Genomic DNA, 26,318 nt, shown 5'->3' on the forward strand with positions numbered 1-26,318 from the left:
TTTTTCAGCAAAATACTATTTTGCAAAAAATTCTGAAATCTCACCGCTTGTTTTCGCTTTTTCCTAGCATTTACGCCCAATTTTGCCTATAATTTTGGATCTTTTAGCTTTATTAAAATTACATATTTTACCGTTTAAAAGGAAATACTATGGCTCAATTCCCTACAATTTCAGAAATTCTTTCAGGCAAAATTGCCGTAGGTGAAGAAGTTTCTGTGCGTGGTTGGGTACGCACCCGCCGTGATTCTAAAGCAGGTTTATCATTTTTAGCTGTTTATGACGGATCTTGTTTTGATCCTATTCAAGCAATTATCAATAACGATCTTTCTAATTATCAAGATGATGTACTCCGTTTAACCGCAGGCTGTTCTGTGATTGTAACAGGTAAAATCGTTGAATCTCCTGCAGAAGGGCAGGCTGTGGAACTCCAAGCAAATCACGTTGAAGTTGTTGGCTGGGTAGAAGATCCTGACACTTATCCAATGGCAGCAAAACGCCACTCTATTGAATATTTACGAGAAGTTGCTCATTTACGCCCACGCACTAATTTAATCGGTGCAGTTGCTCGTGTTCGCCACTGTTTAGCTCAAGCTATTCATCGTTTTTTCCACGAGCAAGGCTTTTACTGGGTTGCTACCCCACTGATCACGGCCTCAGATACAGAAGGTGCAGGGGAAATGTTCCGTGTATCTACCTTAGATTTAGAAAATCTACCTCGTGGTGAGAACGGTAAAGTTGATTTCAGCGAAGATTTCTTCGGTAAAGAAGCCTTTTTAACAGTATCAGGGCAACTAAACGGGGAAACTTACGCTTGTGCATTAAGTAAAATTTACACCTTTGGTCCGACTTTCCGTGCAGAAAATTCTAATACAACTCGCCACTTAGCTGAATTTTGGATGGTTGAGCCTGAAATTGCATTCGCTAATTTAGCTGATAACGCCAAACTTGCTGAAGATATGTTGAAATATGTGTTCCGTGCAGTATTAGAAGAACGTAAAGACGATATGGCATTTTTTGCTAAACACGTAGATAGCAATGTCATTACTCGTTTAGAGAATTTCATCAATTCTGACTTTGCTCAAATTGACTATACTGATGCGATCGAAGTTCTACTTAAATCAGGCAAAACATTTGAATTCCCTGTTGAATGGGGAATCGACCTTTCTTCAGAACACGAACGTTATTTAGCCGAAGAATATTTCAAATCACCTGTAGTCGTAAAAAACTATCCAAAAGATATTAAAGCTTTCTATATGCGTTTAAATGATGATGGCAAAACCGTTGCTGCAATGGACGTTTTAGCCCCTGGCATTGGTGAGATTATCGGTGGTTCACAACGTGAAGAGCGTTTAGATGTGCTTGATCGCCGTATGTTAGAAATGGGATTAAATCCAGAAGATTACTGGTGGTATCGTGATCTGCGTAAATACGGAACAGTTCCGCACGCAGGCTTTGGATTAGGATTTGAACGTTTAATCGTTTATGTAACAGGATTACAAAATATTCGAGAAGTGATTCCATTCCCTCGTGCACCACGCAATGCAAGTTTCTAACTGCTTGTAATAACGTTTGTTTAATCCCCCTATTTTAGGGGGATTTTCACAGAGAAAATTAACTATTGTCTAACCGTAATTTTTCAATTTCTTTAGTAAATTCTGCAATATCATCAAAACTTAAATAGACCGAAGCAAAACGCACATAAGCTACTTTATCTAATTTTTTCAACGCATTAAGCACAAGATCTCCAATAAATTTACTTGATACCTCTCGCTCTCCTGTCGCTCTTAAAGACGACATAATATGTTGGATTGCGTATTCAACATCATTTGTACTCACTGGACGTTTTTCTAAAGCCTGCATAAAGCTTTTACGTAATTTCTGCATATCAAAAGGCTGGCGATTACCACTATTTTTAATAATATGCGGAATAAAAACTTCTGCTGTTTCAAAAGTAGTAAAACGCTCTTTACAGCGAGGACATTCTCGGCGACGGCGAACTTGGTGTCCATCTGTCGTTAAACGAGAATCTATCACTTTACTATCTTCTTCTTCACAAAATGGACAACGCATTATCCATTTCCTTGCAATCTAGCTTGTTGCTCGGCTATAAATATTTTATGCAAATTTTCAGGTGGAGAAGGTAATTGGAAATAGTAGCCTTGCGTTTGAATCGTTTGCAAAACTTCACGGTTATCTGCCCGCTTGAGTGGCTTATCCCCAGACAAATTAAACAGCATCACAAACTGCGGTTTACCAAACATTTGACGAAGTTCATCAGGAATGGCATCAAACTGATCCCGTTTTTCTACATACAGATACATTCCGTCTTGTTTCAAACTTTTATAAATTGCACACAACATCACGTTACTTCCTAGTCTTCATTATCATAAGCAGGGCCTTGATAATTATCAAAGCGAGAATACTGTCCTTGGAACGTTAAACGTACCCGCCCTATTGGGCCATTACGCTGTTTACCAATGATGATATCTGCCGTACCTTTGTGTTCAGAATTATCGTTATAGACTTCATCACGATAGATAAACATAATTAAATCGGCATCTTGCTCAATGGAGCCAGATTCCCGTAAATCGGAATTTACAGGGCGTTTATCCGCACGTTGCTCAAGACTTCGGTTTAACTGAGAAAGTGCGACAACGGGTACTTGTAACTCTTTTGCCAGTGCTTTAAGAGAACGAGAAATTTCAGCAATTTCCAATGTTCGATTATCGGCAAAGCCCGGAGCTCTCATTAGCTGTAAGTAATCCACCATAATTAAACTCAGCCCACCATTTTCACGGTAAACTCGTCTTGCTCTTGAACGTAATTCAGTTGGTGTCAAGCCTGAGCTATCATCGATATAAATATTTTTCCGACTTTGCAAAATTGCCATTGTACTTGAAATTTTTGACCAATCATCATCGTCATAAATCTGACCTGTTCTAATTTTAGTCTGATCAACTCGAGAAAGTGATGCCAACATTCTCATCATAATTTGATCTGCAGGCATCTCAAGACTAAAAATCAGCACAGGTTTATTCGGAGTTTTGACCTTGTTACCGTTCTCATCAGTTTCTTCGATATCCTCCAACGCTGCATTTTCACATAAATTCATCGCAAACGTTGTTTTCCCCATTGAAGGGCGAGCCGCCACAATAATTAAATCAGAAGGTTGCAACCCTGCCGTTTTTTTATCTAAATCAATAAAGCCCGTAGAAACACCCGTAATACCATTATTTTCACGATTTGCCGCAAGCAACTCAATGCGAGCTAGTGTATTAATCAAGATCGAATCAATATTTTTTGGTCCTTCACTACTTGATGTACGTTTTTCAGCAATTTGGAATACTGTACGTTCTGCCTCATCAAGTACATCTTTAACAGGCATTCCTTTCGGCTGGTAGCTCAATTCAGCAATTCGATTACTCACTGCAATCAGTTCACGGCGAATTGCCCGTTCGCTGATAATATCAGCATAGGTTAATACATTCGCTACACTCGGGGTATTTTTTGACAACTCGGCTAAATATGCCAAACCACCAATATCTTGTAATACCCCTTTATTCTTTAAAGCTTGATCAAGGGTAATTAAATCAATCGGCTGATGATCTCGCACAAGCTCTGTCATCTGTTCATAGATCGTACGGTGCGCAAAATTATAAAAATCTTGTGAACTCAAACGCTCTGCAACGTTATCCCATTGCTCACTACTTAACATCAATGCCCCAAGTACCGCCTGCTCTGCTTCAATAGAATGGGGGGCAATATTGATCTGCTCAAGTTGGCTATCAACCGTTCGTTCTGGTTTTTGCGGTTTAAATTTTGCCATTTGTCTCTCTTAATATCTCTAATTTATCGGGTGGATTAAACTGGGGAAACAAGCGGACATCTCCGTTTGCAATAAAAATGAGAAAATCACCGCTTGTTATCTTAGATTTATAGAATTCCATCACAGTTAAATGTGAATAAGCGGTAAGTTTATCGGAAAATAATACAAATTTGAATTATTAAAACTTATCCCAAATGGGCTTACACTCACTTGGTAAGGTGAGATTTTTACCTAATTCAACCCAGCCCGTAGGATAATGAAAATCTGACCCAACAGAGCCATACAAATCAAATTCTGTTGCCCAACGAGCAAGTAATTGGCGTTGGTCGGGTGTTTGTGCCGAACCTGCCACTTCTAGCCCATCGCCTCCCGCTTGTTTAAAGTCTTCAATTAAACGTCTCACCCAACGAGCAGTCATTTTATAACGTAATGGGTGAGCAACACAAATTACCCCGCCAGCTTGGTGAGTTACCTCAACCGCCTCTGCCATTGAACACCAAATCGGCTTAACATACGCCCGTTTTCCCATTCCTAAATAGTGTTTAAATGCCTGATCATCATTTTTAGCATAGCCTTCCGCTACTAAAAATCGCCCATAATGGGCTCGGGTTATTTCGCCACTGGCAAATTTCTTTGCACCTTCATAAGCATTTGGAATGCCCGCTTTGGCTAATTTTTCGCTGATTTTTAATGAACGTTGCTGACGCAATTCCGCTTGGGATTTTAACAGCGTAACAAGGGCTTCATTTTTTTCATCAACATTTAATGCAGCCAAATGGATACTTTTATCTTGCCAAAGAATTGAAATTTCTACCCCTGCAATTAGTTGAATTGGCAAGTTTTGAGCAGCTTTTTTAGCTTCGGCAACACCAGCAATGGTATCGTGATCCGTTAAAGCTAACATTCCAAGTTGTTTTTCAACAGCTCGTTGTACTAATTCTGTGGGCGTTAAAACACCGTCTGATGCGGTGCTATGGCTATGTAAATCTCTAATCATTCTTCTATTACCTTAATTTTCGCCCTTTTAATTTTTACATCAATTTAAATGAAAAACCACGGCATTTACCGTGGCTATATACTTTTAATCTATTTTTAGTTTATTTTTTCACAAGATTTTAGCGAAACAGACCATTCTGATCCTGATTTAATTTTATATTTCTCGGCGAAGTTTTCCATATTAAGGGCGAATGATACATTAAGCAAGCTATTAAGATATAATAACGGCTTACCTTGCTCAACATCGCCAAAACTGCTCTTATAAGGCATTACACCACTATAATAAGTTTTCACGTTTTCACCATTTTTCTCACTGATCTCAACGCATACTTTCTCATCTTTTTTAATGCCTGATTGAGCTAATAACTCATCACTGATATTTGTCCAAATATTGCCATACTGAACATCTAACACTGGAATATTACCTTTTAACACACCATTTTCCAACACAGGCTGTTGATAGCTAATGGTTTCGACTTTTGGCTCAAGTTCAGGTCCAACTTGTTCAAAACTAATTTTTCCTGAAGCCAAACGAGCCCCAGTATAAGCATAAACATCACGCCCGTGGAAGGTATAAGATTTTTCTGAGCCTTTTAAGCGGTTCACTTTCTCATCAATTTCACGCACAGCCTCAATGCCTAAATGCTCTGCCACTAAGGTTAAAGTACCGTTATCGGGGGTAACAAAATAATGCCCTGTTTTAGTTTTCAGTACTACTGATTTACGAGCTGTCCCCACACCTGGATCAACCACACTCACAAACACCGTGCCTTTTGGCCAATAGGTTGCCGTTTGATACAAGCGGTAAGATGCTTCCCAAATATTGTAAGGGGTAATTTCGTGGGTTAGATTGAACATTTTCAGCTCAGGATCAACCCCAAATGCCACACCTTGCATTGCAGATACCGCACCATCTCTCAAGCTAAAATCTGTTTGTAGAACTAACGCATTTTTGACTAAATGCTCAGTTGAACTTACTACTTGTTCTGACGTTTTAGGAGTAACACTTTCCGTATTTGCTACGGCAGAAAGTGAAAAGCCAGAAAGAGAGAACATTGCCAAAGCAATCGCAAGACGTGTTTTTTTCATAGAAAGTCCTTATGGTTAGATGTTGCATTAGTGTAAACTTTTAGTTAAATGGTAATTAGTTAAATACCATTTGTCTAGTCTAAAACCCATTATTTTTCAGTCTATTTTTGTTTACCAAATAACACATTTAACGCTTCAAATTTAGCCTGTTTATCTGCTGATTTTTCCACCACATCATTAAGTTCATTTAATAAATTTTGCGACTGCGAATTCTCTTGCACTTTATAATTTGCTTTAGGAAAATTTTCCGCCAGTTGCCCTGCGTAAGCGGTGAGTTCCTCTAATAATTTTGCTTTTTCAGGGTTATCAAAATGTTCTTGGAATAACCTGTCTATCGCCTCGCTAAAGGCATCTGCTTGCTCATCAATTTGCTGATGACACCATTTTTGCCAACGGATTTGCTCGGCTCGGGTTAAAGTTTCAGAGTAATGTCTCGCTCGGTAGTGGAACAATAACGGCTCAACCCGTGGGTCTGCAAATTTCAAGGCGTGATTTGCCAGCTGTTCAGGGGGAAGTTCCCGCAAAATCGCCATATTATTTTTATCCGCCGTAGAGAAAAAGCCTTGATACAAACTCTGCTCGACATTTTTAGGTTCATCAAACGTCCGATCTTCGGCAAATATTTCAATCACTTTTTCACGCACCACACTTTTATTCTCTTTAAGCAATTTCAAATTGGCTAAACAGGCTGGTCGGTCAATGCCTAATCGCTCCGCATTTTCAGGTAATAACGTTTTGGCAGGGGCTAAAATCGGGCATTTATTGATATGCACTAATTTTAACGGCACAGAGGCAATACCCTGTTCTTCCAACTCACTTTTTGGGGTATATAATCGCTCTCGCAATAGCTGTGCAGGCTCGTGTAGTAAGCCGTCAATATTTCCTGCCAAATCACACACAATCACCGCATTTTGGTTGGTTGGGTGCCACGCAAGCGGTGCGATCCACGCCGTATTTCCCCGATAATTGCCAAGCATTCCCGAAACGTGAACCAACGGGGTCATCTCGCCCACATCAATCATCGCCTCAATCGCCTTTTTGCCTCGATTGTCAAAGAAAAATTGGAACAATTTCGGCTGTTTTTGCTTAATCAATTTTGCCATTGCAATGGTGGCATAGACATCTGCCATTGCATCGTGGGCATTTTCGTGGGCAATGCCATTTGCTTTGGTTAAATTTTCTAATTTGAAATTGGGCAACCCATTTTCATCAAACGCCCATTCAATGCCATCAGGGCGTAACGCATAACAGGCTCGCACCACGTCCAATAAATCCCAACGGGAATTGCCGTTTTTATAGCTGTATTCATAGGGGTCAAAAAAGTTACGGAAAAAGGTATAACGGGTCATCTCATCATCATAACGAATGTTGTTATAACCCATTATGCAGGTGTTTGGCTGGCTAAATTCGTGGTGAATGCGGGCAGAAAATTCAGGCTCACTCACGCCCTGTTCATTACATAGCTGAGGGGTAATCCCCGTTACCATCACCGCTTCAGGGCTAGGCAAATAATCGGGCGTTTGCTTGCAGTAAAACATCACAGGCTCGCCAATAATGTTAAATTCGCTGTCGGTGCGTATCCCCGCAAACTGGGCGGGGCGGTCTTTCGCAGGGTGAATACCAAAGCTCTCAAAATCGTAAATAAAAAAAGTCGGCTGGTGCATTTTATGTCTTCTGGTTCAGTTTATTTTTCACAAATTTTACCCCATAACCGCCTAATCTAACAGGTTAAATTTTATCTTAATCAACAAATCCCCCTTACTTTCCCTTTGTTAAATGGGGAAACTATTTTTTAATACCTCACAAAGCCCGTTCCCCTCTTTAGAAAAGAGGGGCTGGGAGATTTGCCTTTAACAAAAAAATAAACAAATTTACCCCTTGTGAAAAGATTTCTCTCACAAAATTTGTTAAAATTTAGCAATTTAATTCACCTAAGAAAGAACGGAAAATAAAATGAAAAACACCCCGATACTCAGCCCCAAAAACACCCAGCTCACCAAAACCATTGGCAAACATATCGCCATTGTCAATAAACTACTCGCTCCTCGTGGTTTAACCGATCAGCAAAAATTAGACTGGTGGAATAATTTAGATAAAGAATGGAAAGATATTTTTCTTGAAGAATTAAACATCAGCCTTGAACAATTTAACCAACAGCCTAAACACTATTTAGATACCTTATTTCAATTAATCACGCTTGATCTAAGTTGGAACAACCTCAGCGATATTTCACCCCTCGCTCAGCTCAACCAATTAACCACACTTGAGCTAAGTTATAACAAAAACATCAGCGATATTTCTCCCCTCGCTCAGCTTACTCAATTAACAACACTTGATCTAAGTTGGAACAACATCAGCGATATTTCCCCCCCTCGCTCAGCTTACTCAATTAACAGAGCTTAATCTAGAAAACAACAACATCAGCGATATTTCTCCCCTCGCTCAGCTTACTCAATTAACCACACTTTGGCTACGGAACAACAACCTCAGCGATATTTCTCCCCTCGCTCAGCTCGCTCAATTAACAGAACTTAATCTATGGAATAACCCTATTTCTCAGGCAGATAGGGACTGGCTACAAGCCCAGCTACCGAATTGTGATATTAAGTTTTAATAAAGGATAATACGATGAAAACCGAAGCGATTTTTGAGCAGATTGCTCAGCGAATTGAGCAAGAGTTATTGAAAGCAGAACAGACCATTTATATTGCGGTGGCGTGGCTCACTAACCGTGGGCTTTATCAGCTGTTAGTGGATAAAGCGATGGCGGGGGTAACGGTGCAACTGTTGGTCTCTAACGATAAAATTAACCGCAACAGCGGAATAGATTTCAGCCTGTTACAACGTGGTAATTCAGGGGCATATTTAATCGGCAATAGCGAGCAAGATTTAATGCACAATAAATTTTGTGTGGTGGATCGCCATATTGTGATAACAGGTTCGTACAACTGGAGTTATAAAGCGGAAAAGCATAACCACGAAAATATTGTGATTACCACCGATGATTTTCAGCTTGCCGACCAATTTATCGCCCAATTTAAACACATTCGAGACAGCTATGTTACCCATTGTGAACAGCAGGAGTTCCCCGTAGCGAAAATTATCAAGCGGTTAGAAATTCTAAAAAATTACGTGATTTTAGAAGATGAAGAAGATATTGAACGTGAAAGCCATAAATTACAACTATACGCTTTTCAGCAAGATATTGAGCAAATTATTACCGCCTTACGCCAAAATGCCTTTGCACAAGCGGTGAGTTTAATTGATGAATTTGTCAGAAAACATCATCAGCTCACTATTTACAATGATGTTGAAATTTCAGCATTAAAACTCGAAATTCGCCATTTAGAGCATCAGCTTAACGCCTATGATGATGAAAAAACCGAGCTAGAACGCACCCTTTCGCAGTTCCAACATCGCCATAGTAAAGAGCTAGGCAGTCGGATTTCTCGTTTATTGCATTTACGCAAGTTAAAATTCAAATTTATAAACGATGAAGCACAGTTTAGCGAAGCGGAACAAGACGAACGGGAATATAACGAACAGCTTGCCGAAGAAAACCAAAAACATATTTTTGAACTCACCGAAACGGAGAAAAAAGAGCTTAAACGGAGCTATAAAAAAGCCAGTATTTTATGCCACCCTGATAAAGTAAGCGATGAAATGAAAGAGATGGCAGCAGAAACCTTTAACCGTTTAAAACAAGCCTATGAAGAAAATGATTTAGCAAAAGTAAATGAGATTTTATCGGAGTTAGAACAGGGGAATTTCTTTAAATCTCGGGCAGATACCCTCAATGAAAAAGATAAGCTGAAAATTGCTATTCAGAAATTAAAAACAAAAATTAGCCAGTTAGAAGCGGAAATTTTTGCAATTAAAGAGGCGAAGAATATCAAACCATTCAAGACATTGACGATTGGGACGACTATTTTGCTCACCTTAAACAGCAATTAACCGCAGAAATTGAGCGGTTGGAAAATGAATTAACCACGCTTTCCACTAACACTGTTGAGCCTATCGAACCTGTTGAACCTATTGAAAAAGAACAACCGCAACCGCAACCGCAACCGCAACCGCAACCGCAACCGCAACCGCAACCGCAACCGCAACCGCAACCGCAACCGCAACCGCAACCGCAACCGCAACCGCAACCGCAACCGCAACCGCAACCGCAACCGCAACCGCAACCGCAACCGCAACCGCAACCGCAACCGCAACCGCAACCGCAACCGCAACCGCAACCGCAACCGCAACCGCAACCGCAACCGCAACCGCAGGAAATTGTAGAGGATAAACCTACTTCATTAAAAGAGAAAATTACTCGTTTTTTTACTAAAAAATAGGATTTGAAATCCTCCTTACGCCCCCTTTGCTAAAGGGGGAAACTGTTTTTGATAGCTCACAAATTCCTTCCCCTCTTTCCTAAAGAGGGGCTAGGGGAGAATTATTCCTTTGATTTTCCCGAAAACAAAATTCATCATAAATACTCACAATATTTCTTATCTTTTTATTTGACAAATTAAAAAAATATTCTTATCTTTCATTAAATTTATCTAACTTATAAAAGTAAGAATGACTATACAAAATAATAAACCAGTAAAGTTTGAACTCAAAGGTGATGAGGGAAAACGTGTGGCATTAGCTGCCGCAAAACGAGTAATCAAACAACATCATAAAGAAATTAGGGCTTTAGCATATAAATGATTTCAATTGAAATTGTTTTAGCTATTTATCAAACCATTTTAGAAAATGAACCTGGACTGAAAGGAATACCAGATATCGGCAAATTAGAAAGTGCATTATCTCGGATAGATAATTGGATATTATACGAAAATACCAATGATATCTTTGATATTGCAGCATTATATGCCATAGCCCTTACAAAAGCTCACGCTTTCCCTGATGGCAATAAACGAACTGCATTAGTTACTATGCTAACTTATCTGGATTTACAAGGTATAGATATCCCACCTAATCACGGTTTAGACGATACAATGGTAGATGTTGCTAGTGGTAAATTGAATTTATTCTCCCTTTCTCATCACTTGCAACAATTGATAAAATAAGTGGTTAGATAATACAAAACGTTGTAATATCTAACCACTTATTAGAAAAAATTTACGCCTTACGCCACGTTGTGCCGTTTGCACTGTCTTCTAGCACTATACCCATTTCGGTAAGTTTATTACGAGCTTCGTCTGCTTTTGCCCAATCTTTATTCGCACGAGCTTGGTTGCGTTGCTGAATTAACGCTTCAATTTGTGCCACTTCGCTATTATCTGCCCCACCTTGTAAAAAGGTTTCTGGCTCTCGTTCTAACAAGCCTAATACATTCGCAAGCTGTTTTAAACGGCTAGCAAGGGCATTGGCTTGTTGTAGATCTTCGCTTTTTGCTTTGTTAATTTCTCGAGCTAACTCAAATAATACGGCTAAGGCAGCTGGCGTGTTGAAATCATCATTCATTGCCTCTTTGAAAGCCTGTACATAATGATCATCATCGCTGATTGATACACTTAAATCACAACCACGCAACGCCGTGTAAAGACGCTCAAGGGCTGAATGGGCTAAATCTAAATTATCGGTGCTGTAATCTAACAAACTGCGATAATGTGCGGTAAGGAAGAAATAACGTAACGCTTCGGCATCATAACGTTCTAACATATAGCGTAGGGTAAAATAGTTACCAAGCGATTTTGACATTTTCTCTTTGTTGATCATCAGCATTCCCGTATGCAACCAGTAATTCACATAATCGCCACCGTGTGCACAACAAGATTGGGCAATCTCATTCTCGTGATGGGGGAACATTAAATCTGAGCCGCCGCCGTGAATATCAAAATGGTTGCCAAGCTCTTTACTGTTCATTGCCGAACACTCAATATGCCAACCTGGGCGACCTTTGCCCCACGGCGAGTCCCAACTTGGCTCGTTCTCTTTTGACATTTTCCATAACACAAAATCCATTGGGTTACGTTTTATCCCTTTAATTTCAACCCTCGCCCCTGCTTGCAGTTGATCCAAATTTTGACGAGATAATTTGCCATATTGATTAAAGGATTCTACATTAAATACCACATCGCCGTCTTGAGCAACATAAGCGTGCCCTTTATCAATTAAGGTTTGCACCATTGCGATAATATCGGCAATATGTTGTGTCGCTCTTGGCTCTGAATCAGGGCGAAGAATATTTAACGCATCGAAATCTTTATACATTTCGCTAATCATTCGTTCAACCAACTGCTCGCTGGTTTCGTGATTTTCAATCGCACGTTTGATGATTTTATCATCTACATCAGTAATATTTCGTACATAGCGTAAGTTATAGCCGATATAACGTAAATAGCGAGCAATCACATCAAAAGAAACAAAGGTACGTCCATGCCCAAAATGGCAAAGATCATAAACCGTTACGCCACAGACGTACATTCCCACACAATCAGGGTTAATCGGTTTAAATTCTTCTTTTTCACGTTTTAGAGTGTTATATATTTTGAGCATAGTGTCCTCAATGGATTACAAATAAGTACTAATAAAGGGCGATAATATAACAAACAAGCGGTGCTTTTCGCATTATTTTTTGCAATTTCAGTTAAACTTTTTAATAATAGCCACTTATTTTCTCTCATCAAATAAGGAACAACCGATGATTACATTACACACCAATTTTGGCGACATTAAAATTGCCCTCAATTTTGAAAAAGCACCCATTACCGCTGAAAACTTTGAAACTTATTGTAAAGAAGGATTTTATAACGGCACGATCTTTCACCGAGTGATTGACGGCTTTATGATCCAAGGGGGCGGTATGGAACCTGGTTTGCGTGAAAAACCAACCCGTGCCTCAATAAAAAATGAAGCAAATAACGGATTAAGCAATAAACGAGGCACGCTTGCTATGGCTCGTACTTCTGATCCGCATTCTGCCTCTTCACAATTTTTTATTAACGTAGCGGATAACACATTTTTAGACTACCGTGCGAAAGAAATGCACGGGCGTGAAGTTGTGCAAGACTGGGGTTACGCTGTATTTGGCGAAGTGGTTGAAGGAATGGACATCGTTGATAAAATCAAAGGGGTAAAAACTGGTAATAGCGGTTTCCACCAAGATGTGCCAAAAGAAGACGTTATTATCAACTCAGTTACCGTTGAATAATTTCTGCTCATATTCAGCCCCTTCAAATAAAGGGGCTTTTTTATATTTATTCATAAAAAGAGCAATATTACGCTTTCGCTATTTCTTTGAACAAATAGACCGCTTGATAAGGCTGTAAATAAAGATTTTCATCAACTTTTTCTAAATAGTCATAATTATTTAGCAAGCAGTAATCATTCACCGCAAGCCATTCAGCAGGAAGCGTAAATGATTGATTATCCGCACTTAAATTAGCAATTACGAGCAATTTTTCATTATTAGATTGACGTAGATACGCCCATAAATGCGTTGCCTCTGAGGCGAGATCTTGGTAATTCCCCTCAGTAAAAATTGGCAATGTTTTCCGCAATTTAATCAGTGTTTGGTAAGTATAAAATACCGAGTTTTTATCCGCTAATGCCTGTTCTGTATTAATTTCTAGGTAATTTTTTGCCACGTTGATCCACGGTATCCCAGCACTAAAACCTGCGTGAATAGAACTATCCCACTGCATTGGCGTTCGGCTATTATCTCGAGATTTCTGCCCTAAAATTTGCAAAATTTCGTCAGGATCTAACCGCTTGTCTTGCAACATTTGATAGGCATTGAGGCTTTCTACATCTCGATAATCTTCAATGGTCGTGAAATTTGGATTTGTCATTCCAATTTCTTCCCCTTGATAAATATAAGGCGTGCCTTGCATTCCGTGTAATACCATTGCTAACATTTTAGCCGAAATAGTGCGATACTGCCCCTCATCACCAAAACGAGATACAATGCGAGGTTGATCGTGATTACACCAAAACAACGCATTCCACGCTTTTTGATACATTCCCTGTTGCCAGTAGTTAAAAATGGCTTTAAGTTCTACATAATTTGGCTTAGCAAACGTCCATTTTTCCCCATTCGGGTAATCCACTTTCAGATGATGAAAATTAAACGTCATTGATAATTCTGTCCCGTCCAAATTAGCATAACGTTGGCAATGCTCTAGTTTGGTAGATGACATTTCCCCAACCGTCATTAAACCATAAGGGGATAACGCTTTTTGATTAAGCAGTTGTAGATACTCGTGAATATGCGGGCCGTCTGTATAAAAACGTCTGCCATCGCCATCAAAATCGTCTTCAAAATGAGTTGGTTTTGAAATTAAATTCACCACATCTAACCGTAATCCATCAATGCCTTTTTCCGCCCAAAATTTGCAAATATCAAATAATTCTGCCCGTAATACAGGATTTTCCCAGTTAAGATCTGCTTGTTCAGGTGCAAAAAGATGTAAATAATATTTTTGTGCTTTGTCTGACCATTTCCACGCTGAGCCACCAAATTTAGACTGCCAGTTCGTTGGCTGCTCACGCCAAATGTAGTAATTATGGTATTGGCTTTGTGGGTCTTCACCTTCTATAAACCATTGATGGAATGTTGAACTGTGGTTAAACACCATATCCATTACAATTTTGATATTTCGTTGATGGGCTTCGTGAATAAGCTGTTCAAAATCTGCCATTGTGCCGTAAATAGGATCAATTTCACGGTAATTGGCAATATCATAACCATTATCAATTTGAGGTGAAACATACATCGGGGTAATCCAAATACCATCAACGCCTAATGTATGGAGATAATCTAACCGCTTGATAATACCTTGGATATCACCCGTTCCAGTGCCTGTTGTATCTTGGAACGATTTTGGGTAAATCTGATAAATTACCCCGTTTTTCCACCAATTTTTATTTTCCATTTACGTTCCTATTTATTTTTTATATTTTTCAATAAATAAAACAGGGAAAGTTGAATTTCCCTGTTTTACAAAATGATCTGCGGATCTTACCGCTTGTTTCACAAAGCCTAGATGACATCACCCTGAAGAGATTTTCGTTTAAAGACAATCATTGTCAAAATAATTGGTACAACAATCGCAACAATCATTGCAATGGCATAAACGCCCCAGAATTGATGTTGAATAGAAAGAATACCTGGTAATCCCCCCACACCAATACTACTTGCTAAGACACCTGATAATCCACAAATTAACCCTGCACACGCCGAGCCAATCATTGCACACAGCATCGGGAAGCGGTATTTTAAATTGATACCATACATAGCAGGTTCTGTTACCCCTAAATAGGCAGATAACGCCGCAGGCACTGCAACTTCACGAACTTTCGCTTTTTTTGCCATAATCAATATAGCAACAACAGCCGAGGCTTGTGCAATATTGGACAACGCAATTAGTGGCCAAACAGGCGTGCCACCAATGCTGCCGATCATTTGAAAATCAATTGCTAACGTTGTTTGATGTACGCCTGTAATAACTAATGGCGCATATAAAAAGCCAAATAATGTCGCACCGATTGGAGCAAAATCTCCTGTCATTGCTAATTTAACGACATAGGCTACCCCATTACCAATTTCACGCCCGATAGGACCAATAATTGCGTGAGCAAGGAAAACCGCTACAATGATAGAAGTTACAGGAACAATAATTAAATTGAGAAAATCAGGGACGACTTTTGTTAAAAAACGTTCAATATAAGAAAGCATTAAACCCGCCATAATTGCAGGAATTACTTGAGCTTGATAGCCAACTTTATCGATGGAGAACAACCCGAAGTCCCACACTTCTGGCACTTGCGAACCTAACGCATAAGAATTCATTAGCTGGGAAGAAACTAAAGTGATACCAAGAATAATTCCTAGAATAGGTGATGTTCCCATTTTTCTAGCAATAGACCAGCAGATCCCAACAGGTAAAAAGAAGAAAATTGCTTCACCAATTAACCACAGGAACGAATGCATACTCGCCCAAAAGGTACTAATTTCCACCAATGTTTTTGTGCCATCATCAAACATTTTGATGTCGCCAATCACATTACGAAACCCCAAAATTAAACCGCCACTAATTAAGGCAGGTAATAATGGAATGAAAATATCTGCCATATGTGAAATTGCACTTTCATACCATTTCTGGTTTTGGCGAGCAGCCGATTTAACTTGCTCTTTATCTACACTTGCTAGCCCCGTTTGTTGCAACACAAGTTTATAATAGTCGCCGACCTCTTGCCCGATTACTACCTGATACTGTCCGCCCGTTGCAAAGTTTGCTTTTACCATTGGCAAGGCTTCAATACCTTTACTATCCACTTTACTTTCATCGTTCAAAACAAAACGCAAGCGTGTAATACAGTGTGTCAAAGTTGCAATATTTTCTTTTCCACCCAGTAACTTCACCAATTCCGTTACGTTTGCAGGGTCAATTTTTTTCGCCATTATAGCTCCGAGTTATCTAATTTAAGGGAAATACCTTCATCTGCCCTATTATAAAGAAGTCTAAAGTACAATCAATGAGAACCTTTCCATTCATAACCCAGTTCACTTTAAATTGAATAAAGGGATCTTTTTACTGATTTTCCATAACAACAAGCATAAAACTTCCTACTGCTCTAACCAGTTTTTCGTGAAATTTACGTTAAAATACAAAATTTTGGTGATCCCACCGCTTATTTAACTCTTTATAACGTAAGGAAATGTAATGAGAAATCCTATCGCAACAATGAAAAAAACAGCCCTAACCTTAGCTATTTCAGCCATCAGCACTTCAGTGCTTGCACAAAATGTTGTCATATTTGGCGATAGTTTGAGCGACATCGGGCAGAAAAATTGGAATCACAAAGCAAGCTATTATAAAAATGACAAAGCAAACCCGCTATATAACGAATTATTAGCCGAACAGCTTGGACAAACCTTAAAAGCATCAAGTGAAGGGGGAACAAACTACGCTTACAGTGGTGGTGTTGCTGTCGGTTCAAATAGTGCTTACACGGCTATTCAACCGAATGTCGTTGTTCAAAAACAGATACAACACTATTTAGAAAAGGGAGCAAACCCTGCAGATTTACATATTGTGTGGGCGGGTGGCAATGATATTGCTGCAATTTTACAACGTGCATTAGCAAGCACTGCCCCCATTGATATGTTATTAGACGGGGCAAAAGAATCGGCAACAGCAACTGCTACACAATGGGCAACGTTACGCCAAGCAGGTGTTGAAACGGCTGTTTTCCCAACCGTGCCAAACGTAGTTTACACCCCATCGCTCTTCCAACTGTTTACGCAGTCTGTTACAGATGCCATTAAACAGCAAGCCACTGCATTTACCACCCCCCAAATAGCAGAATTTATTGCAAATTCTTTCCAAACTGCGTTGAGAGCGAATGCACAGGTACTTAATGTATCAACCCAACATTCTTTAGCTGATTTTGAAAATTCACGGTTAGATGTGTTAAGAAACAGTGTGAAAGCCCTTTATGCAAGCCCACTTGGTACGGCACTTGCAAGCAAAATTGATCAAGAAACTATAACTCAAGCCCTTGTTCAGCAATACCAACAAATGGCACAACAAGCAACTCAAGCAACCACATTGTTTAATCAATTTACAACAACCGCATTAAACAAAGTGGGCGGAAATATCGTTCGCTTAGACATTGATGCTCTATTTAAAGATTTATTAGATCGCCCCGAAGCCTATGGGCTTACCAATACCGTAGGGACAGCCTGCCAAAGCACCACGCAAGCACAATGTACGCCAACAAACGCCAATGCAGATCAAATGCTTTTTGCTGATAGTTTTCACCCCAATTTACTCGCTCACAAAGTGATGGCAGATTATATCTACACCACGCTCAACTCACCGAAAGAGATGGCAATCCTCACCCGTTTAGCTGAACAAAACAGCGAAATCGCCCTTGATATTGCTCGTAATGAAAGTAACCTTAACCGCTTTCAACGCCAAGCAGAACAGAGTGTTAGTGCTATTTCTCGCTACCAACAACAAAAAGACGGACACAGTGTACACGTTGGGCTAAAAGCACAATTTTCGCCTGAATGGCAATTTAGTGCCATTTTCAGCCAACAAAATCAGAAAGGCTCACTCGGTTCAACCAAAGCAGATAGCAAAACTAAAGCGATTAACACCGCCTTACGCTATGATGCCAATAATTGGTGGCTTGGTTCGAGCTTACAAATCAGTAGCTCTGATTTCGATACACAACGCTCAGTACAGTTAGGCTCATCAATTCATACTCAACAAGGCAACACAAACGGCTCAACTATTTCTGCCTCATTATTTGGTGGCTATGAATGGAAAATTGAGCAACACTTTGTTTCTGCTCTGGCGGATCTCACTTACAGTAATAGTAAAATTTCCGCCTTTGGCGAACAGCAAAAAAGTGCCACTCAATTACAGTTTGACGAACAAAAAACTAATCAACTCAAAACAGGAATTGGCACAGAATATCGCTATCAAGGGCAACAATTCCAGCCGTTTATATCAGCTCGCTGGGTGAAAAATTGGTTACACAAAGCCCAAACCTTGAATGTGGGCTTAAATGGCAGTCGATTTAACGTACAACTGCCAACGACTGATCGTAGTTGGGTAAATATGCAAGCAGGGGCAAATTACCAATTTGCAACACTTCCATTACAACTCACCGCTTACCTAAGCCACGACCTAGCCCGTAAACAAAAATTAACTGGCACGACAATCAACGCTGGCGTGAGTTACCAGTTTTAATTAACAAGATTTCTGTTAAAGATGAACTTCACTCTAACTGTATAATTTTTATACTACAATTAGTAAATATAGTAAATAAATTTTGGTATACTAATCTCCTAAATTTAGGAGATTAGTATATGAATCTTATTAATGCAATTATTAACCTAATAAATAATCCCATTACTGAATTAGTTACACATTACCAAAGTAATAATCGTGCAAATCAAGCAGGTGATGCCCTTGAAGAATATGTAAAAGATCTTTTTGCAAATACTTTTAATTTGCCCGAAATAGAACGCTTAGAAAAAAGAGCTGAGATATTTTCTTATCTAGGAAATAACTCGAACCCTCCTGATATAATGTTAAAAAATGGTGATGCTATTGAAGTTAAGAAAATTAAGAATAATAACTCTTATTTAGCACTTAATAGTAGTTATCCAAAATCAAAGTTGCTCGCAAATAGCTCTATGATCTCTAATGCTTGTAGAAATGCTGAAAATTGGACAGAAAAAGATTTAATGTATATTGTTGGTATAGTTGATAATTCTCATCTTAAACATTTATCAATCGTCTATGGTGATGATTACTGTGCAACAGAAGATTGCTATTCAAAAATAAAATCAACTATTAAAAACGGAGTAGAAAGTATCCCTGGCGTAGAATTTTCTTTTACAAAAGAATTAGGTCGAATCAATAAAATTGATCCTCTAGGAATAACTTATTTAAGGGTAAGAGGAATGTGGGGAATTGAAAACCCTTGGAATGTATTTAACTATATTTATACAAGATCTTTTTCAAATAATTTTAACTTTATGGCTATTATTAATGAGCAAAAATGGAATAGCTTTAATAATACACAAGATTTATTAGAATTAGTTAATGATAATGATAATCTTAATATTATTGATATAAAAATCAAAGATCCTAATAATCCAGCAAAGTTAAAAAATGCGAAATTAATAACATATTACCAATAAGGAAGAAATGAAAATTATTAGCTTATTTAGCGGATGTGGCGGTTTAGACTTAGGCTTTAAAAAAGCAGGTTTTGAAATTTGTGTAGCAAATGAATACGATAAGACCATTTGGGCTACATTTAAAGCAAATCACCCTGACACTGTCTTAATTGAAGGTGATATTCGTAACATCAAAGAAGAAAATTTTCCTAATGAAATTGATGGCATTATTGGCGGACCACCTTGCCAGTCTTGGTCTGAAGCTGGCTCTTTACGTGGTATTAACGATAGTCGAGGTCAACTTTTTTTTGATTACATTCGTATATTAAAAGACAAACAGCCTAAATTTTTTCTTGCTGAAAATGTCAGAGGAATGCTTGCTAATCGTCATAATGAAGCTGTTCAAAATATATTAAAAATGTTTGACGAATGTGGATATGATGTAACTTTAACAATGGTTAACGCAAAAGATTATGGCGTTCCTCAAGAACGCAAAAGAGTTTTTTATATTGGCTTTCGTAAAGATTTAAAAATTAATTTTAGTTTTCCTATTGGATCTACCACTGATAATAAAAAGAAAATTTCACTAAAAGATATTATTTGGGATTTAAAGGATACAGCTGTTCCAGCTTTAGCTCAAAATAAAATGAACCCCAAAGCCATTAATAATAATGAATATTTTACAGGTAGTTTTTCTCCTATTTTTATGAGTCGTAATAGAGTAAAAGCATGGGATGAGCAAGGCTTTACTGTACAAGCATCAGGAAGACAATGTCAGCTCCATCCTCAAGCTCCTAAAATGGAAAAACATGGAGTAAATGACTATCGGTTTGTTGCAGGAAAAGAGCACTTATATCGCAGAATGACTATTCGAGAAATAGCTCGTATTCAAGGCTTCCCCGATGACTTTATATTCATCTACAAAAATACTAATGATGCATATAAAATGATTGGTAATGCTGTCCCAGTAAATCTAGCATTTGAAATTGCTCAAGCTATAAAAAAAGAGTTATATAAATTACCGACAAATATATCTACAAGCTAAACTTAGAATATCTACCATACTTGTAATATAAATAAGTGGGATTCTAATAAATTATTTATATAATCCTACCAAGGACTATTACAAATAATAGTCCATACCTCAAAGAAATTTTAATCTATTTTTGTCCAAGGATTAACTGGTTATATCTAATAAATATATTTTCAACTGCTGAATTTTATCCCTTACAGTGGCAGCTTTTTCAAACTCTAAGTTTTGAGCGTAGGTTTTCATTTCTTGTTCTAAAACTTTCAATTCTTTTTCAAGTTCTTTGCGAGATTTCGGGCTGTAAGCGGTTTGATCTTCATTCAGTTTCGCAGATTTTCTGCCTTTTTTCGGTTTGTCGCTCTGACCAATATCAAGCAATTCACCGACTTTTTTATTTAAGGCCTGTGGCGTAATGCCATTTTGTAAATTATGTTCTATCTGTTTTTCTCGGCGGCGTTCTGTTTCAGTTATCGCTTTTTGCATTGAATTTGTTATCCGATCACCGTAAAGAATCGCTTTGCCGTTTAAGTTACGGGCTGCCCGCCCAATAGTTTGGATAAGAGAACGTTCAGAACGAAGAAAACCCTCTTTATCAGCATCAAGAATGGCAACGAGAGAGACTTCGGGCATATCTAGCCCCTCTCGCAATAAGTTGATCCCAACCAGTACGTCAAACATTCCCATTCGTAAATCATGGATAATTTCTACCCGTTCCACCGTATCAATATCGCTATGTAGATAACGCACTCGAACGCCGTGTTCGTCAAGGTAATCGGTGAGATCTTCCGCCATTTTTTTAGTCAGCGTGGTAACGAGTACCCGTTCATTTACGGCTACCCGTTTATGAATTTCCGAAAGAAGATCATCAACCTGTGTCGCCACGGGGCGAACTTCAATAATGGGATCAAGTAGCCCTGTCGGGCGTACCACTTGGTCGATGACATCGGGATTTTTTTCTAGTTCATAAGCTCCTGGGGTTGCAGAGACATAAATGGTTTGTGGTGAAAGTTGTTCAAACTCTTCAAAACGCAGGGGGCGGTTATCTAATGCAGAGGGCAAACGAAAGCCATATTGTACTAGCGTTTCTTTTCTGGCTCGGTCGCCACGGTACATTCCGCCAATTTGTGGCACGGTAACGTGGGATTCATCAATAATCAGTAAGCCATCGGCAGGCATATAATCAAATAAAGTTGGCGGGGGATCGCCCGCATTTCTGCCTGAAAGATAGCGTGAGTAATTTTCAATACCTGAGCAATAACCAAGTTCATTCATCATTTCAATATCAAATTGGGTTCGCTGTGCAAGGCGTTGTTCTTCTAACAATTTATTTTCTTGAATAAAGTAAGATCGACGTTCTGCTAACTCAACTTTTATCTGCTCAATCGCTGCTAAAATTCGCTCTCTTGGGGTTACATAGTGCGTTTTAGGGTAAATGGTGTAACGTGGCACTTTGCCTAAACTATGCCCTGTAAGCGGGTCAAATAGCGAAAGATTTTCAATTTCATCATCAAAGAGTTCTACTCGTACCGCTATGTCGTCCGATTCAGCAGGGAAAATATCAATCACTTCACCACGCACTCGGAAAGTTGAACGCTGAAAAGCTTGGTCGTTACGGGTATATTGCAACTCGGCAAGACGGGTTAGAATAGTACGCTGGTTAATAATAGCCCCCACCTGTAAATGTAACATCATCTGCATATAAGCATTGACATCACCTAAGCCGTAAATTGCTGAAACCGATGCAACCACAATAGTATCTCGCCGTTCAAGGAAAGATTTTGTTGCAGACAGTCGCATTTGTTCAATTTGTTCATTGATTGAGGCATCTTTTTCGATAAAAGTATCGCTACTCGGCACATAGGCTTCAGGCTGATAATAATCATAGTAAGAGACAAAATATTCCACCGCATTTTCAGGGAAAAATGCTTTCATTTCAGCATAAAGCTGTGCCGCAAGGGTTTTGTTTGGGGCAAGCAACATTGCAGGGCGATTAAGTGTCGCAATCACATTAGCAATGGTAAATGTTTTACCTGATCCTGTTACGCCGAGTAATGTTTGATGAGCCAGCCCATCATTTAAGCCCTCAACTAATTTAGCAATAGCAGTGGGCTGATCACCTGCAGGTTTGAATGGGGAATGAATAATGAAGGGTTTAGACTGCTTGCTCATTGGGGGAAATCCTAATCAAAAAATTTCACTGATTTTAGCATAGCAAGCGGTAAGATTTGGGGCTATTTTTGCAATTTGCCACGCAGATTATATAGCAGAACGAAAAGTAACGACCTAATTAGCTGACATCAAGGTTTTATTTGGCTCAAAAGCAATTTCTCGAGCAAGTTTAGGAACAAGGTAGCCCGATGTAATACGCTGAAGCTGTTTATAAATGGCAAATGCTGTTTTATCATCAAGATAAAAATGGCTCGCCCCTTCTACTTTATCAAGCAAATGTAAATAATAGGGCAAAATACCGTAGCTAAAAAGCTTATCACTCAATGCTTTCAGTATTTCGGCATTATCGTTCACCTCTTTTAACAATACAGATTGATTAAGCAATGCTACCCCGGCTTGTTTAAGCATTGCCATTTTTTCCGCAAACGTTTCATCAATTTCATTAGCGTGATTGATATGCGTTACTAATACGATATTTAAAGGCGATTTCGACAAACGGTCAGTCAATTCAGTGGTAATGCGATTCGGGATAACCACAGGCAAACGAGTGTGAATTCTCACCGTTTTTATATGGGAAATTTGCTCAAGCTCAGTCAAAATCCAATCAATTTCTTGATCTTTTGCCATTAGCGGATCACCGCCTGACAAAATAATTTCTTCCAATTCTTTATGCTCCTGGATATAAGCAATCCCTTGTTGCCAAACGGCTTTACCACTTTTCACCTCAGAATAGGGAAAATGGCGACGAAAACAGTAACGACAGTTAATTGCACAGCTATTTTTCAACATAAATAACAAGCGATTATGATATTTATGCAGAATATTTGGAGCAGGAGAATGTTGTTCTTCAAGAGGATCTTTGACGAAACCGTCCGCTTGCAAAAATTCATTTTGAAGCGACATTGCTTGTAAAAATAGCGGATCTCTCGGATTATTTTTTTGCATTTTTTCTGCAAAAGGGCGAGGCACACGAACTGCAAACAGTTTGCGAGCCTGAATATCTGCCGTAAAGTGATCAGGGTCTAGCTCAAGATAGCTCAACAACATCACAGGATCGTTAAAAGCGTCAGCTAGATCTTGTAACCATAATGGTTTATCATCATATTTTGTGATTGAAATCGGTATCATTTACGGCAGAAATACTGTTTTATTTAACTATTTTTCAATTACACAACGTTGCGGCTGATTTTGGCTGTCCATCAAGGCAATCGCTTTTGAACCATTTACAATGTATTGTACTCCGCCTAAACAATAACGAGCATAGCTAGCATTGCGTTCAATCAGATTTGGATCAGTTGGATCAAGTTGTTTAAAGGTTTGCACATTAGCCGCAGGATTTGCAGAATCTAGTGTAGAACCTACCGCTTGTTGCTGAGCCTGTGCTTCTGTTGGTGATAACATATTACTTAATAAATAACCAGCGGCTGCACCCGTTACAAAATTCCCCATTCGGTTACCACTTTGTGCCTGTGTTGCTGCATTGTTTGGCATTGCATTAGGCGTATTGTTGAAATCTGCATCAGGTCTTTTTTGTTGTTGGCTCGTTTGTGGTTTACTTTTCATCATTCTAAAGCCACCGCCACGTTTTGCTTCTGCTACCGTTGCAACTGAAAGTGCGGTAATTACCGCTAAAATCATTAATTTTTTCATTGTATTACTTAAATCCATTCTAAAGGTTAAAAAGTCGGTGGATTATACCTGAAAATAAATCGAGCGCCACTGTAAAGAAATTTTTTAACCATTATTCAATTTTGTTGTATTATATTACCTTTCTATTTCAGCCTATTTAGGCTCTATTTACTATTCTGAGGAATAAAATGGCTAGTTACAGCACGAACGACTTTAAACCAGGTTTAAAATTTATCCAAGATGGCGAACCTTGCGTTATTATTGAAAACGAATTCGTAAAACCAGGGAAAGGGCAAGCTTTTACCCGTACAAAAATCCGTAAATTAATCTCTGGTAAAGTATTAGAGATCAACTTCAAATCAGGAAATACCGTTGAAGCTGCTGATGTTGTTGATTACAACTATACTTACTCTTACAAAGATGATGATTTCTGGTATTTTATGCACCCAGAAACTTTTGAACAAATTTCAGTTGATGCGAAAGCATTGGGCGATAACCATAAATGGTTAGTTGATCAAGCCGACTGTATCATCACATTATGGAATGGCACAGCAATTTCAGTTACTCCACCTAATTTCGTAGAATTAGAAGTAATCGAAACCGATCCTGGCTTAAAAGGTGATACCGCAGGCACAGGTGGTAAACCAGCAACATTAAGCACAGGTGCTGTGGTTCGTGTTCCGCTATTCGTTCAAATTGGCGAAGTGATCCGTGTTGACACTCGTTCAGGCGAATATGTTTCTCGTGTGAAATAATTTAATCTCCCCTAATGTTCGTTAGGGGATTTTTTTACCAGTATTTCAAAACTTTATAATGAAATAGCGGTCAGATTAGAGTACAATTCTTTACATCTCAACATTATTATAGTGAATTATAAAGAGGGAAACATTATGTCTATCGAAGTTCTCGATCAACTCGAAAACAAAATTAAACAAGCTGTTGAAACAATTCAATTACTTCAATTAGAAGTAGAAGAATTAAAAGGTAAAAATGACGATGCTAACCGTGCTAATGAAACTTTACGTAAAGAGCATGAACAATTAAAAGCAGAACATCAAGGTTTCCAAGACCGTTTACGTTCACTTTTAGGTCAAATTGATAACGTTTAATTTTCTATGAACGGATAAACGGCTAATTTAGATATTAGCCGTTTTTTATTGGTGTAATTATGGCAAAACTCTATTTTTACTACTCTGCAATGAATGCAGGAAAATCCACAACATTGCTACAATCTTCCTATAATTATCAAGAACGAGGAATGAACACGTTAGTTTATACCGCTGCTATTGATGGACGTTATGGGATTGGTAAAGTCGCTTCCCGTATTGGGATTATGCAAGATGCTAATATTTTTCATTCAACGACAGATCTCTTGATGGAAATTAATGAGCACCATAATACAAAAAAATTACACTGCATTTTAGTTGATGAAGCACAATTTTTAACGAAAGATCAAGTCTATCAACTCACTGAAGTTGTTGATAAATTAAAAATTCCTGTCCTATGCTATGGTTTACGCACTGATTTTCAAGCAGAACTATTTGAAGGCAGCCATTATTTATTAGCTTGGGCAGATCAACTCGAAGAGCTTAAAACGATTTGCTATTGTGGACGTAAAGCAAATTTTGTCCTACGTATCAATGAAAATGGCGATGCTATCGTTGATGGTGAACAAATTCAAATTGGGGGCAACGATACTTATTTATCTGTTTGTCGCTATCACTATAAAGAAAAACTTAATAAATAATAAAAGGGCATAATGCCCTTTTAGTTCAACTATGGGTATAAGTTCGATAAATAAACGCTATAATTAAAATGACGAGCATTGCTACAATTTGGATTAACCGCTTTTTTGTTAATTTTTCTACTGGCATATCTATTACCTACCTGTGTCCTGTTAAAATTTATTAGTTCTAAATGTATCAAAAAAATGC

Annotated in this window: 26 protein-coding genes; 14 read left to right on the forward strand and 12 right to left on the reverse strand. The window is 38.6% G+C overall.

Features of this window, described 5'->3' with window-relative positions; genetic code table 11:
• Positions 1–149: 149 nt before the first annotated feature.
• Positions 150–1,553 carry an asparagine--tRNA ligase gene (gene asnS, locus A6B43_RS08575; RefSeq protein WP_124210555.1) on the forward strand — a complete coding sequence of 468 codons (1,404 nt, stop codon included), beginning with the start codon at positions 150–152 and terminating at the stop codon, positions 1,551–1,553.
• Between the two features lie 58 nt (positions 1,554–1,611).
• On the opposite strand, the gene nrdR is transcribed toward asnS, so the two are convergent.
• From nrdR to sbcB, 6 genes are all read right to left on the reverse strand, one after another.
• The gene (gene nrdR, locus A6B43_RS08580) at positions 1,612–2,070 is read right to left on the reverse strand and encodes a transcriptional regulator NrdR (protein WP_124210556.1); all 459 of its coding nucleotides are present in this window, start codon (positions 2,068–2,070) and stop codon (positions 1,612–1,614) included.
• Entirely contained in the window at positions 2,070–2,360 is a 291-nt protein-coding gene (locus tag A6B43_RS08585) for a YcgL domain-containing protein (protein ID WP_124210557.1), read from the reverse strand. Before A6B43_RS08585 ends, nrdR begins: the two co-directional genes overlap by 1 nt.
• A gap of 11 nt (positions 2,361–2,371) precedes the next feature.
• A complete protein-coding gene (locus tag A6B43_RS08590) occupies positions 2,372–3,826 on the reverse strand; it encodes a replicative DNA helicase (protein WP_124210558.1) in 1,455 nt (484 codons plus the stop codon).
• A 178-nt stretch (positions 3,827–4,004) separates the two neighbouring features.
• Positions 4,005–4,823, reverse strand: a complete 819-nt coding sequence (locus A6B43_RS08595; RefSeq protein WP_124210559.1) for a PHP domain-containing protein — start codon at positions 4,821–4,823, stop codon at positions 4,005–4,007.
• Positions 4,824–4,918: 95 nt separating this feature from the next.
• Positions 4,919–5,911, reverse strand: coding sequence for an SAM hydrolase/SAM-dependent halogenase family protein (locus A6B43_RS08600; RefSeq protein ID WP_124210560.1), 993 nt, complete (start codon positions 5,909–5,911; stop codon positions 4,919–4,921).
• A gap of 101 nt (positions 5,912–6,012) precedes the next feature.
• Positions 6,013–7,575 carry an exodeoxyribonuclease I gene (gene sbcB / locus A6B43_RS08605; protein ID WP_124210561.1) on the reverse strand — a complete coding sequence of 521 codons (1,563 nt, stop codon included), beginning with the start codon at positions 7,573–7,575 and terminating at the stop codon, positions 6,013–6,015.
• Positions 7,576–7,864: 289 nt separating this feature from the next.
• Here sbcB and A6B43_RS08610 point away from each other — a divergent pair, with 289 nt between their 5' ends.
• From A6B43_RS08610 to A6B43_RS08625, 6 genes are all read left to right on the forward strand, one after another.
• A complete protein-coding gene (locus tag A6B43_RS08610; protein WP_124210562.1) occupies positions 7,865–8,314 on the forward strand; it encodes a leucine-rich repeat domain-containing protein in 450 nt (149 codons plus the stop codon).
• A gap of 25 nt (positions 8,315–8,339) precedes the next feature.
• On the forward strand, positions 8,340–8,525 hold the full coding sequence (locus A6B43_RS08915; RefSeq protein WP_418902986.1) for a leucine-rich repeat domain-containing protein: 186 nt from the start codon (positions 8,340–8,342) through the stop codon (positions 8,523–8,525).
• Between the two features lie 14 nt (positions 8,526–8,539).
• Positions 8,540–9,865, forward strand: coding sequence for a phospholipase D-like domain-containing protein (locus A6B43_RS08620; RefSeq protein WP_237306895.1), 1,326 nt, complete (start codon positions 8,540–8,542; stop codon positions 9,863–9,865).
• Between the two features lie 81 nt (positions 9,866–9,946).
• Positions 9,947–10,198, forward strand: a complete 252-nt coding sequence (locus tag A6B43_RS08875; RefSeq protein WP_237306897.1) for a hypothetical protein — start codon at positions 9,947–9,949, stop codon at positions 10,196–10,198.
• A gap of 285 nt (positions 10,199–10,483) precedes the next feature.
• On the forward strand, positions 10,484–10,615 hold the full coding sequence (locus A6B43_RS08885; RefSeq protein WP_257792853.1) for a hypothetical protein: 132 nt from the start codon (positions 10,484–10,486) through the stop codon (positions 10,613–10,615).
• Positions 10,612–10,977 carry a type II toxin-antitoxin system death-on-curing family toxin gene (locus A6B43_RS08625; RefSeq protein ID WP_124210563.1) on the forward strand — a complete coding sequence of 122 codons (366 nt, stop codon included), beginning with the start codon at positions 10,612–10,614 and terminating at the stop codon, positions 10,975–10,977. Before A6B43_RS08885 ends, A6B43_RS08625 begins: the two co-directional genes overlap by 4 nt.
• 52 nt (positions 10,978–11,029) lie before the next feature.
• On the opposite strand, the gene cysS is transcribed toward A6B43_RS08625, so the two are convergent.
• Positions 11,030–12,409 carry a cysteine--tRNA ligase gene (gene cysS / locus A6B43_RS08630; RefSeq protein WP_124210564.1) on the reverse strand — a complete coding sequence of 460 codons (1,380 nt, stop codon included), beginning with the start codon at positions 12,407–12,409 and terminating at the stop codon, positions 11,030–11,032.
• A 145-nt stretch (positions 12,410–12,554) separates the two neighbouring features.
• Here cysS and A6B43_RS08635 point away from each other — a divergent pair, with 145 nt between their 5' ends.
• Positions 12,555–13,064 (forward strand): peptidylprolyl isomerase, encoded by a 510-nt coding sequence (locus A6B43_RS08635; RefSeq protein WP_124210565.1) that lies wholly within the window; start codon positions 12,555–12,557, stop codon positions 13,062–13,064.
• Positions 13,065–13,131: 67 nt separating this feature from the next.
• On the opposite strand, the gene treC is transcribed toward A6B43_RS08635, so the two are convergent.
• Both treC and treB read right to left on the reverse strand, forming a co-directional pair.
• Positions 13,132–14,787 carry an alpha,alpha-phosphotrehalase gene (gene treC / locus A6B43_RS08640; RefSeq protein WP_124210566.1) on the reverse strand — a complete coding sequence of 552 codons (1,656 nt, stop codon included), beginning with the start codon at positions 14,785–14,787 and terminating at the stop codon, positions 13,132–13,134.
• A gap of 107 nt (positions 14,788–14,894) precedes the next feature.
• Positions 14,895–16,316, reverse strand: coding sequence for a PTS trehalose transporter subunit IIBC (gene treB / locus A6B43_RS08645; RefSeq protein WP_124210567.1), 1,422 nt, complete (start codon positions 16,314–16,316; stop codon positions 14,895–14,897).
• Positions 16,317–16,578: 262 nt separating this feature from the next.
• On the opposite strand from treB, the gene A6B43_RS08650 reads away from it, so the two are divergent.
• The 3 genes from A6B43_RS08650 (at position 16,579) to A6B43_RS08660 (ending at position 20,601) form a co-directional block, all read left to right on the forward strand.
• Entirely contained in the window at positions 16,579–18,618 is a 2,040-nt protein-coding gene (locus tag A6B43_RS08650) for an autotransporter domain-containing protein (protein ID WP_237306901.1), read from the forward strand.
• A 119-nt stretch (positions 18,619–18,737) separates the two neighbouring features.
• The gene (locus A6B43_RS08655) at positions 18,738–19,577 is read left to right on the forward strand and encodes an NgoPII family restriction endonuclease (RefSeq protein WP_124210568.1); all 840 of its coding nucleotides are present in this window, start codon (positions 18,738–18,740) and stop codon (positions 19,575–19,577) included.
• 7 nt (positions 19,578–19,584) lie between these two features.
• Positions 19,585–20,601 carry a DNA cytosine methyltransferase gene (locus A6B43_RS08660; RefSeq protein WP_124210569.1) on the forward strand — a complete coding sequence of 339 codons (1,017 nt, stop codon included), beginning with the start codon at positions 19,585–19,587 and terminating at the stop codon, positions 20,599–20,601.
• A gap of 132 nt (positions 20,602–20,733) precedes the next feature.
• Here A6B43_RS08660 and uvrB read toward each other — a convergent pair whose 3' ends face one another.
• From uvrB to A6B43_RS08675, 3 genes are all read right to left on the reverse strand, one after another.
• The gene (gene uvrB / locus A6B43_RS08665; protein ID WP_124210570.1) at positions 20,734–22,755 is read right to left on the reverse strand and encodes an excinuclease ABC subunit UvrB; all 2,022 of its coding nucleotides are present in this window, start codon (positions 22,753–22,755) and stop codon (positions 20,734–20,736) included.
• A gap of 114 nt (positions 22,756–22,869) precedes the next feature.
• The gene (gene epmB / locus A6B43_RS08670) at positions 22,870–23,883 is read right to left on the reverse strand and encodes an EF-P beta-lysylation protein EpmB (RefSeq protein ID WP_124210571.1); all 1,014 of its coding nucleotides are present in this window, start codon (positions 23,881–23,883) and stop codon (positions 22,870–22,872) included.
• A gap of 27 nt (positions 23,884–23,910) precedes the next feature.
• A complete protein-coding gene (locus A6B43_RS08675; protein ID WP_124210572.1) occupies positions 23,911–24,405 on the reverse strand; it encodes a hypothetical protein in 495 nt (164 codons plus the stop codon).
• Between the two features lie 167 nt (positions 24,406–24,572).
• On the opposite strand from A6B43_RS08675, the gene efp reads away from it, so the two are divergent.
• From efp to A6B43_RS08690, 3 genes are all read left to right on the forward strand, one after another.
• A complete protein-coding gene (efp, locus tag A6B43_RS08680; RefSeq protein WP_124210573.1) occupies positions 24,573–25,139 on the forward strand; it encodes an elongation factor P in 567 nt (188 codons plus the stop codon).
• Positions 25,140–25,274: 135 nt separating this feature from the next.
• Positions 25,275–25,493, forward strand: coding sequence for a cell division protein ZapB (zapB, locus tag A6B43_RS08685; RefSeq protein WP_124210574.1), 219 nt, complete (start codon positions 25,275–25,277; stop codon positions 25,491–25,493).
• Positions 25,494–25,552: 59 nt separating this feature from the next.
• Positions 25,553–26,131 (forward strand): thymidine kinase, encoded by a 579-nt coding sequence (locus tag A6B43_RS08690; RefSeq protein ID WP_124210575.1) that lies wholly within the window; start codon positions 25,553–25,555, stop codon positions 26,129–26,131.
• Positions 26,132–26,318: the final 187 nt, after the last annotated feature.

It is taken from the genome of Vespertiliibacter pulmonis (assembly GCF_013377275.1).
GTDB classification, from domain to species: Bacteria; Pseudomonadota; Gammaproteobacteria; order Enterobacterales; family Pasteurellaceae; genus Vespertiliibacter; species Vespertiliibacter pulmonis.

Coding starts and splice junctions, on each gene's coding strand:
- A6B43_RS08625 (WP_124210563.1), top strand. CDS start 10,612: ATGATTTCAATTGAAATTGTTTTAGCTATTTATCAAACCATTTTAGAA.
- treB (WP_124210567.1), bottom strand. CDS start 16,316: ATGGCGAAAAAAATTGACCCTGCAAACGTAACGGAATTGGTGAAGTTA.
- A6B43_RS08655 (WP_124210568.1), top strand. CDS start 18,738: ATGAATCTTATTAATGCAATTATTAACCTAATAAATAATCCCATTACT.
- A6B43_RS08650 (WP_237306901.1), top strand. CDS start 16,579: ATGAGAAATCCTATCGCAACAATGAAAAAAACAGCCCTAACCTTAGCT.
- treC (WP_124210566.1), bottom strand. CDS start 14,787: ATGGAAAATAAAAATTGGTGGAAAAACGGGGTAATTTATCAGATTTAC.
- A6B43_RS08660 (WP_124210569.1), top strand. CDS start 19,585: ATGAAAATTATTAGCTTATTTAGCGGATGTGGCGGTTTAGACTTAGGC.
- uvrB (WP_124210570.1), bottom strand. CDS start 22,755: ATGAGCAAGCAGTCTAAACCCTTCATTATTCATTCCCCATTCAAACCT.
- efp (WP_124210573.1), top strand. CDS start 24,573: ATGGCTAGTTACAGCACGAACGACTTTAAACCAGGTTTAAAATTTATC.
- A6B43_RS08690 (WP_124210575.1), top strand. CDS start 25,553: ATGGCAAAACTCTATTTTTACTACTCTGCAATGAATGCAGGAAAATCC.
- A6B43_RS08595 (WP_124210559.1), bottom strand. CDS start 4,823: ATGATTAGAGATTTACATAGCCATAGCACCGCATCAGACGGTGTTTTA.
- A6B43_RS08590 (WP_124210558.1), bottom strand. CDS start 3,826: ATGGCAAAATTTAAACCGCAAAAACCAGAACGAACGGTTGATAGCCAA.
- epmB (WP_124210571.1), bottom strand. CDS start 23,883: ATGATACCGATTTCAATCACAAAATATGATGATAAACCATTATGGTTA.
- A6B43_RS08635 (WP_124210565.1), top strand. CDS start 12,555: ATGATTACATTACACACCAATTTTGGCGACATTAAAATTGCCCTCAAT.
- cysS (WP_124210564.1), bottom strand. CDS start 12,409: ATGCTCAAAATATATAACACTCTAAAACGTGAAAAAGAAGAATTTAAA.
- A6B43_RS08675 (WP_124210572.1), bottom strand. CDS start 24,405: ATGAAAAAATTAATGATTTTAGCGGTAATTACCGCACTTTCAGTTGCA.
- A6B43_RS08585 (WP_124210557.1), bottom strand. CDS start 2,360: ATGTTGTGTGCAATTTATAAAAGTTTGAAACAAGACGGAATGTATCTG.
- A6B43_RS08610 (WP_124210562.1), top strand. CDS start 7,865: ATGAAAAACACCCCGATACTCAGCCCCAAAAACACCCAGCTCACCAAA.
- nrdR (WP_124210556.1), bottom strand. CDS start 2,070: ATGCGTTGTCCATTTTGTGAAGAAGAAGATAGTAAAGTGATAGATTCT.
- sbcB (WP_124210561.1), bottom strand. CDS start 7,575: ATGCACCAGCCGACTTTTTTTATTTACGATTTTGAGAGCTTTGGTATT.
- asnS (WP_124210555.1), top strand. CDS start 150: ATGGCTCAATTCCCTACAATTTCAGAAATTCTTTCAGGCAAAATTGCC.
- A6B43_RS08885 (WP_257792853.1), top strand. CDS start 10,484: ATGACTATACAAAATAATAAACCAGTAAAGTTTGAACTCAAAGGTGAT.
- zapB (WP_124210574.1), top strand. CDS start 25,275: ATGTCTATCGAAGTTCTCGATCAACTCGAAAACAAAATTAAACAAGCT.
- A6B43_RS08620 (WP_237306895.1), top strand. CDS start 8,540: ATGAAAACCGAAGCGATTTTTGAGCAGATTGCTCAGCGAATTGAGCAA.
- A6B43_RS08600 (WP_124210560.1), bottom strand. CDS start 5,911: ATGAAAAAAACACGTCTTGCGATTGCTTTGGCAATGTTCTCTCTTTCT.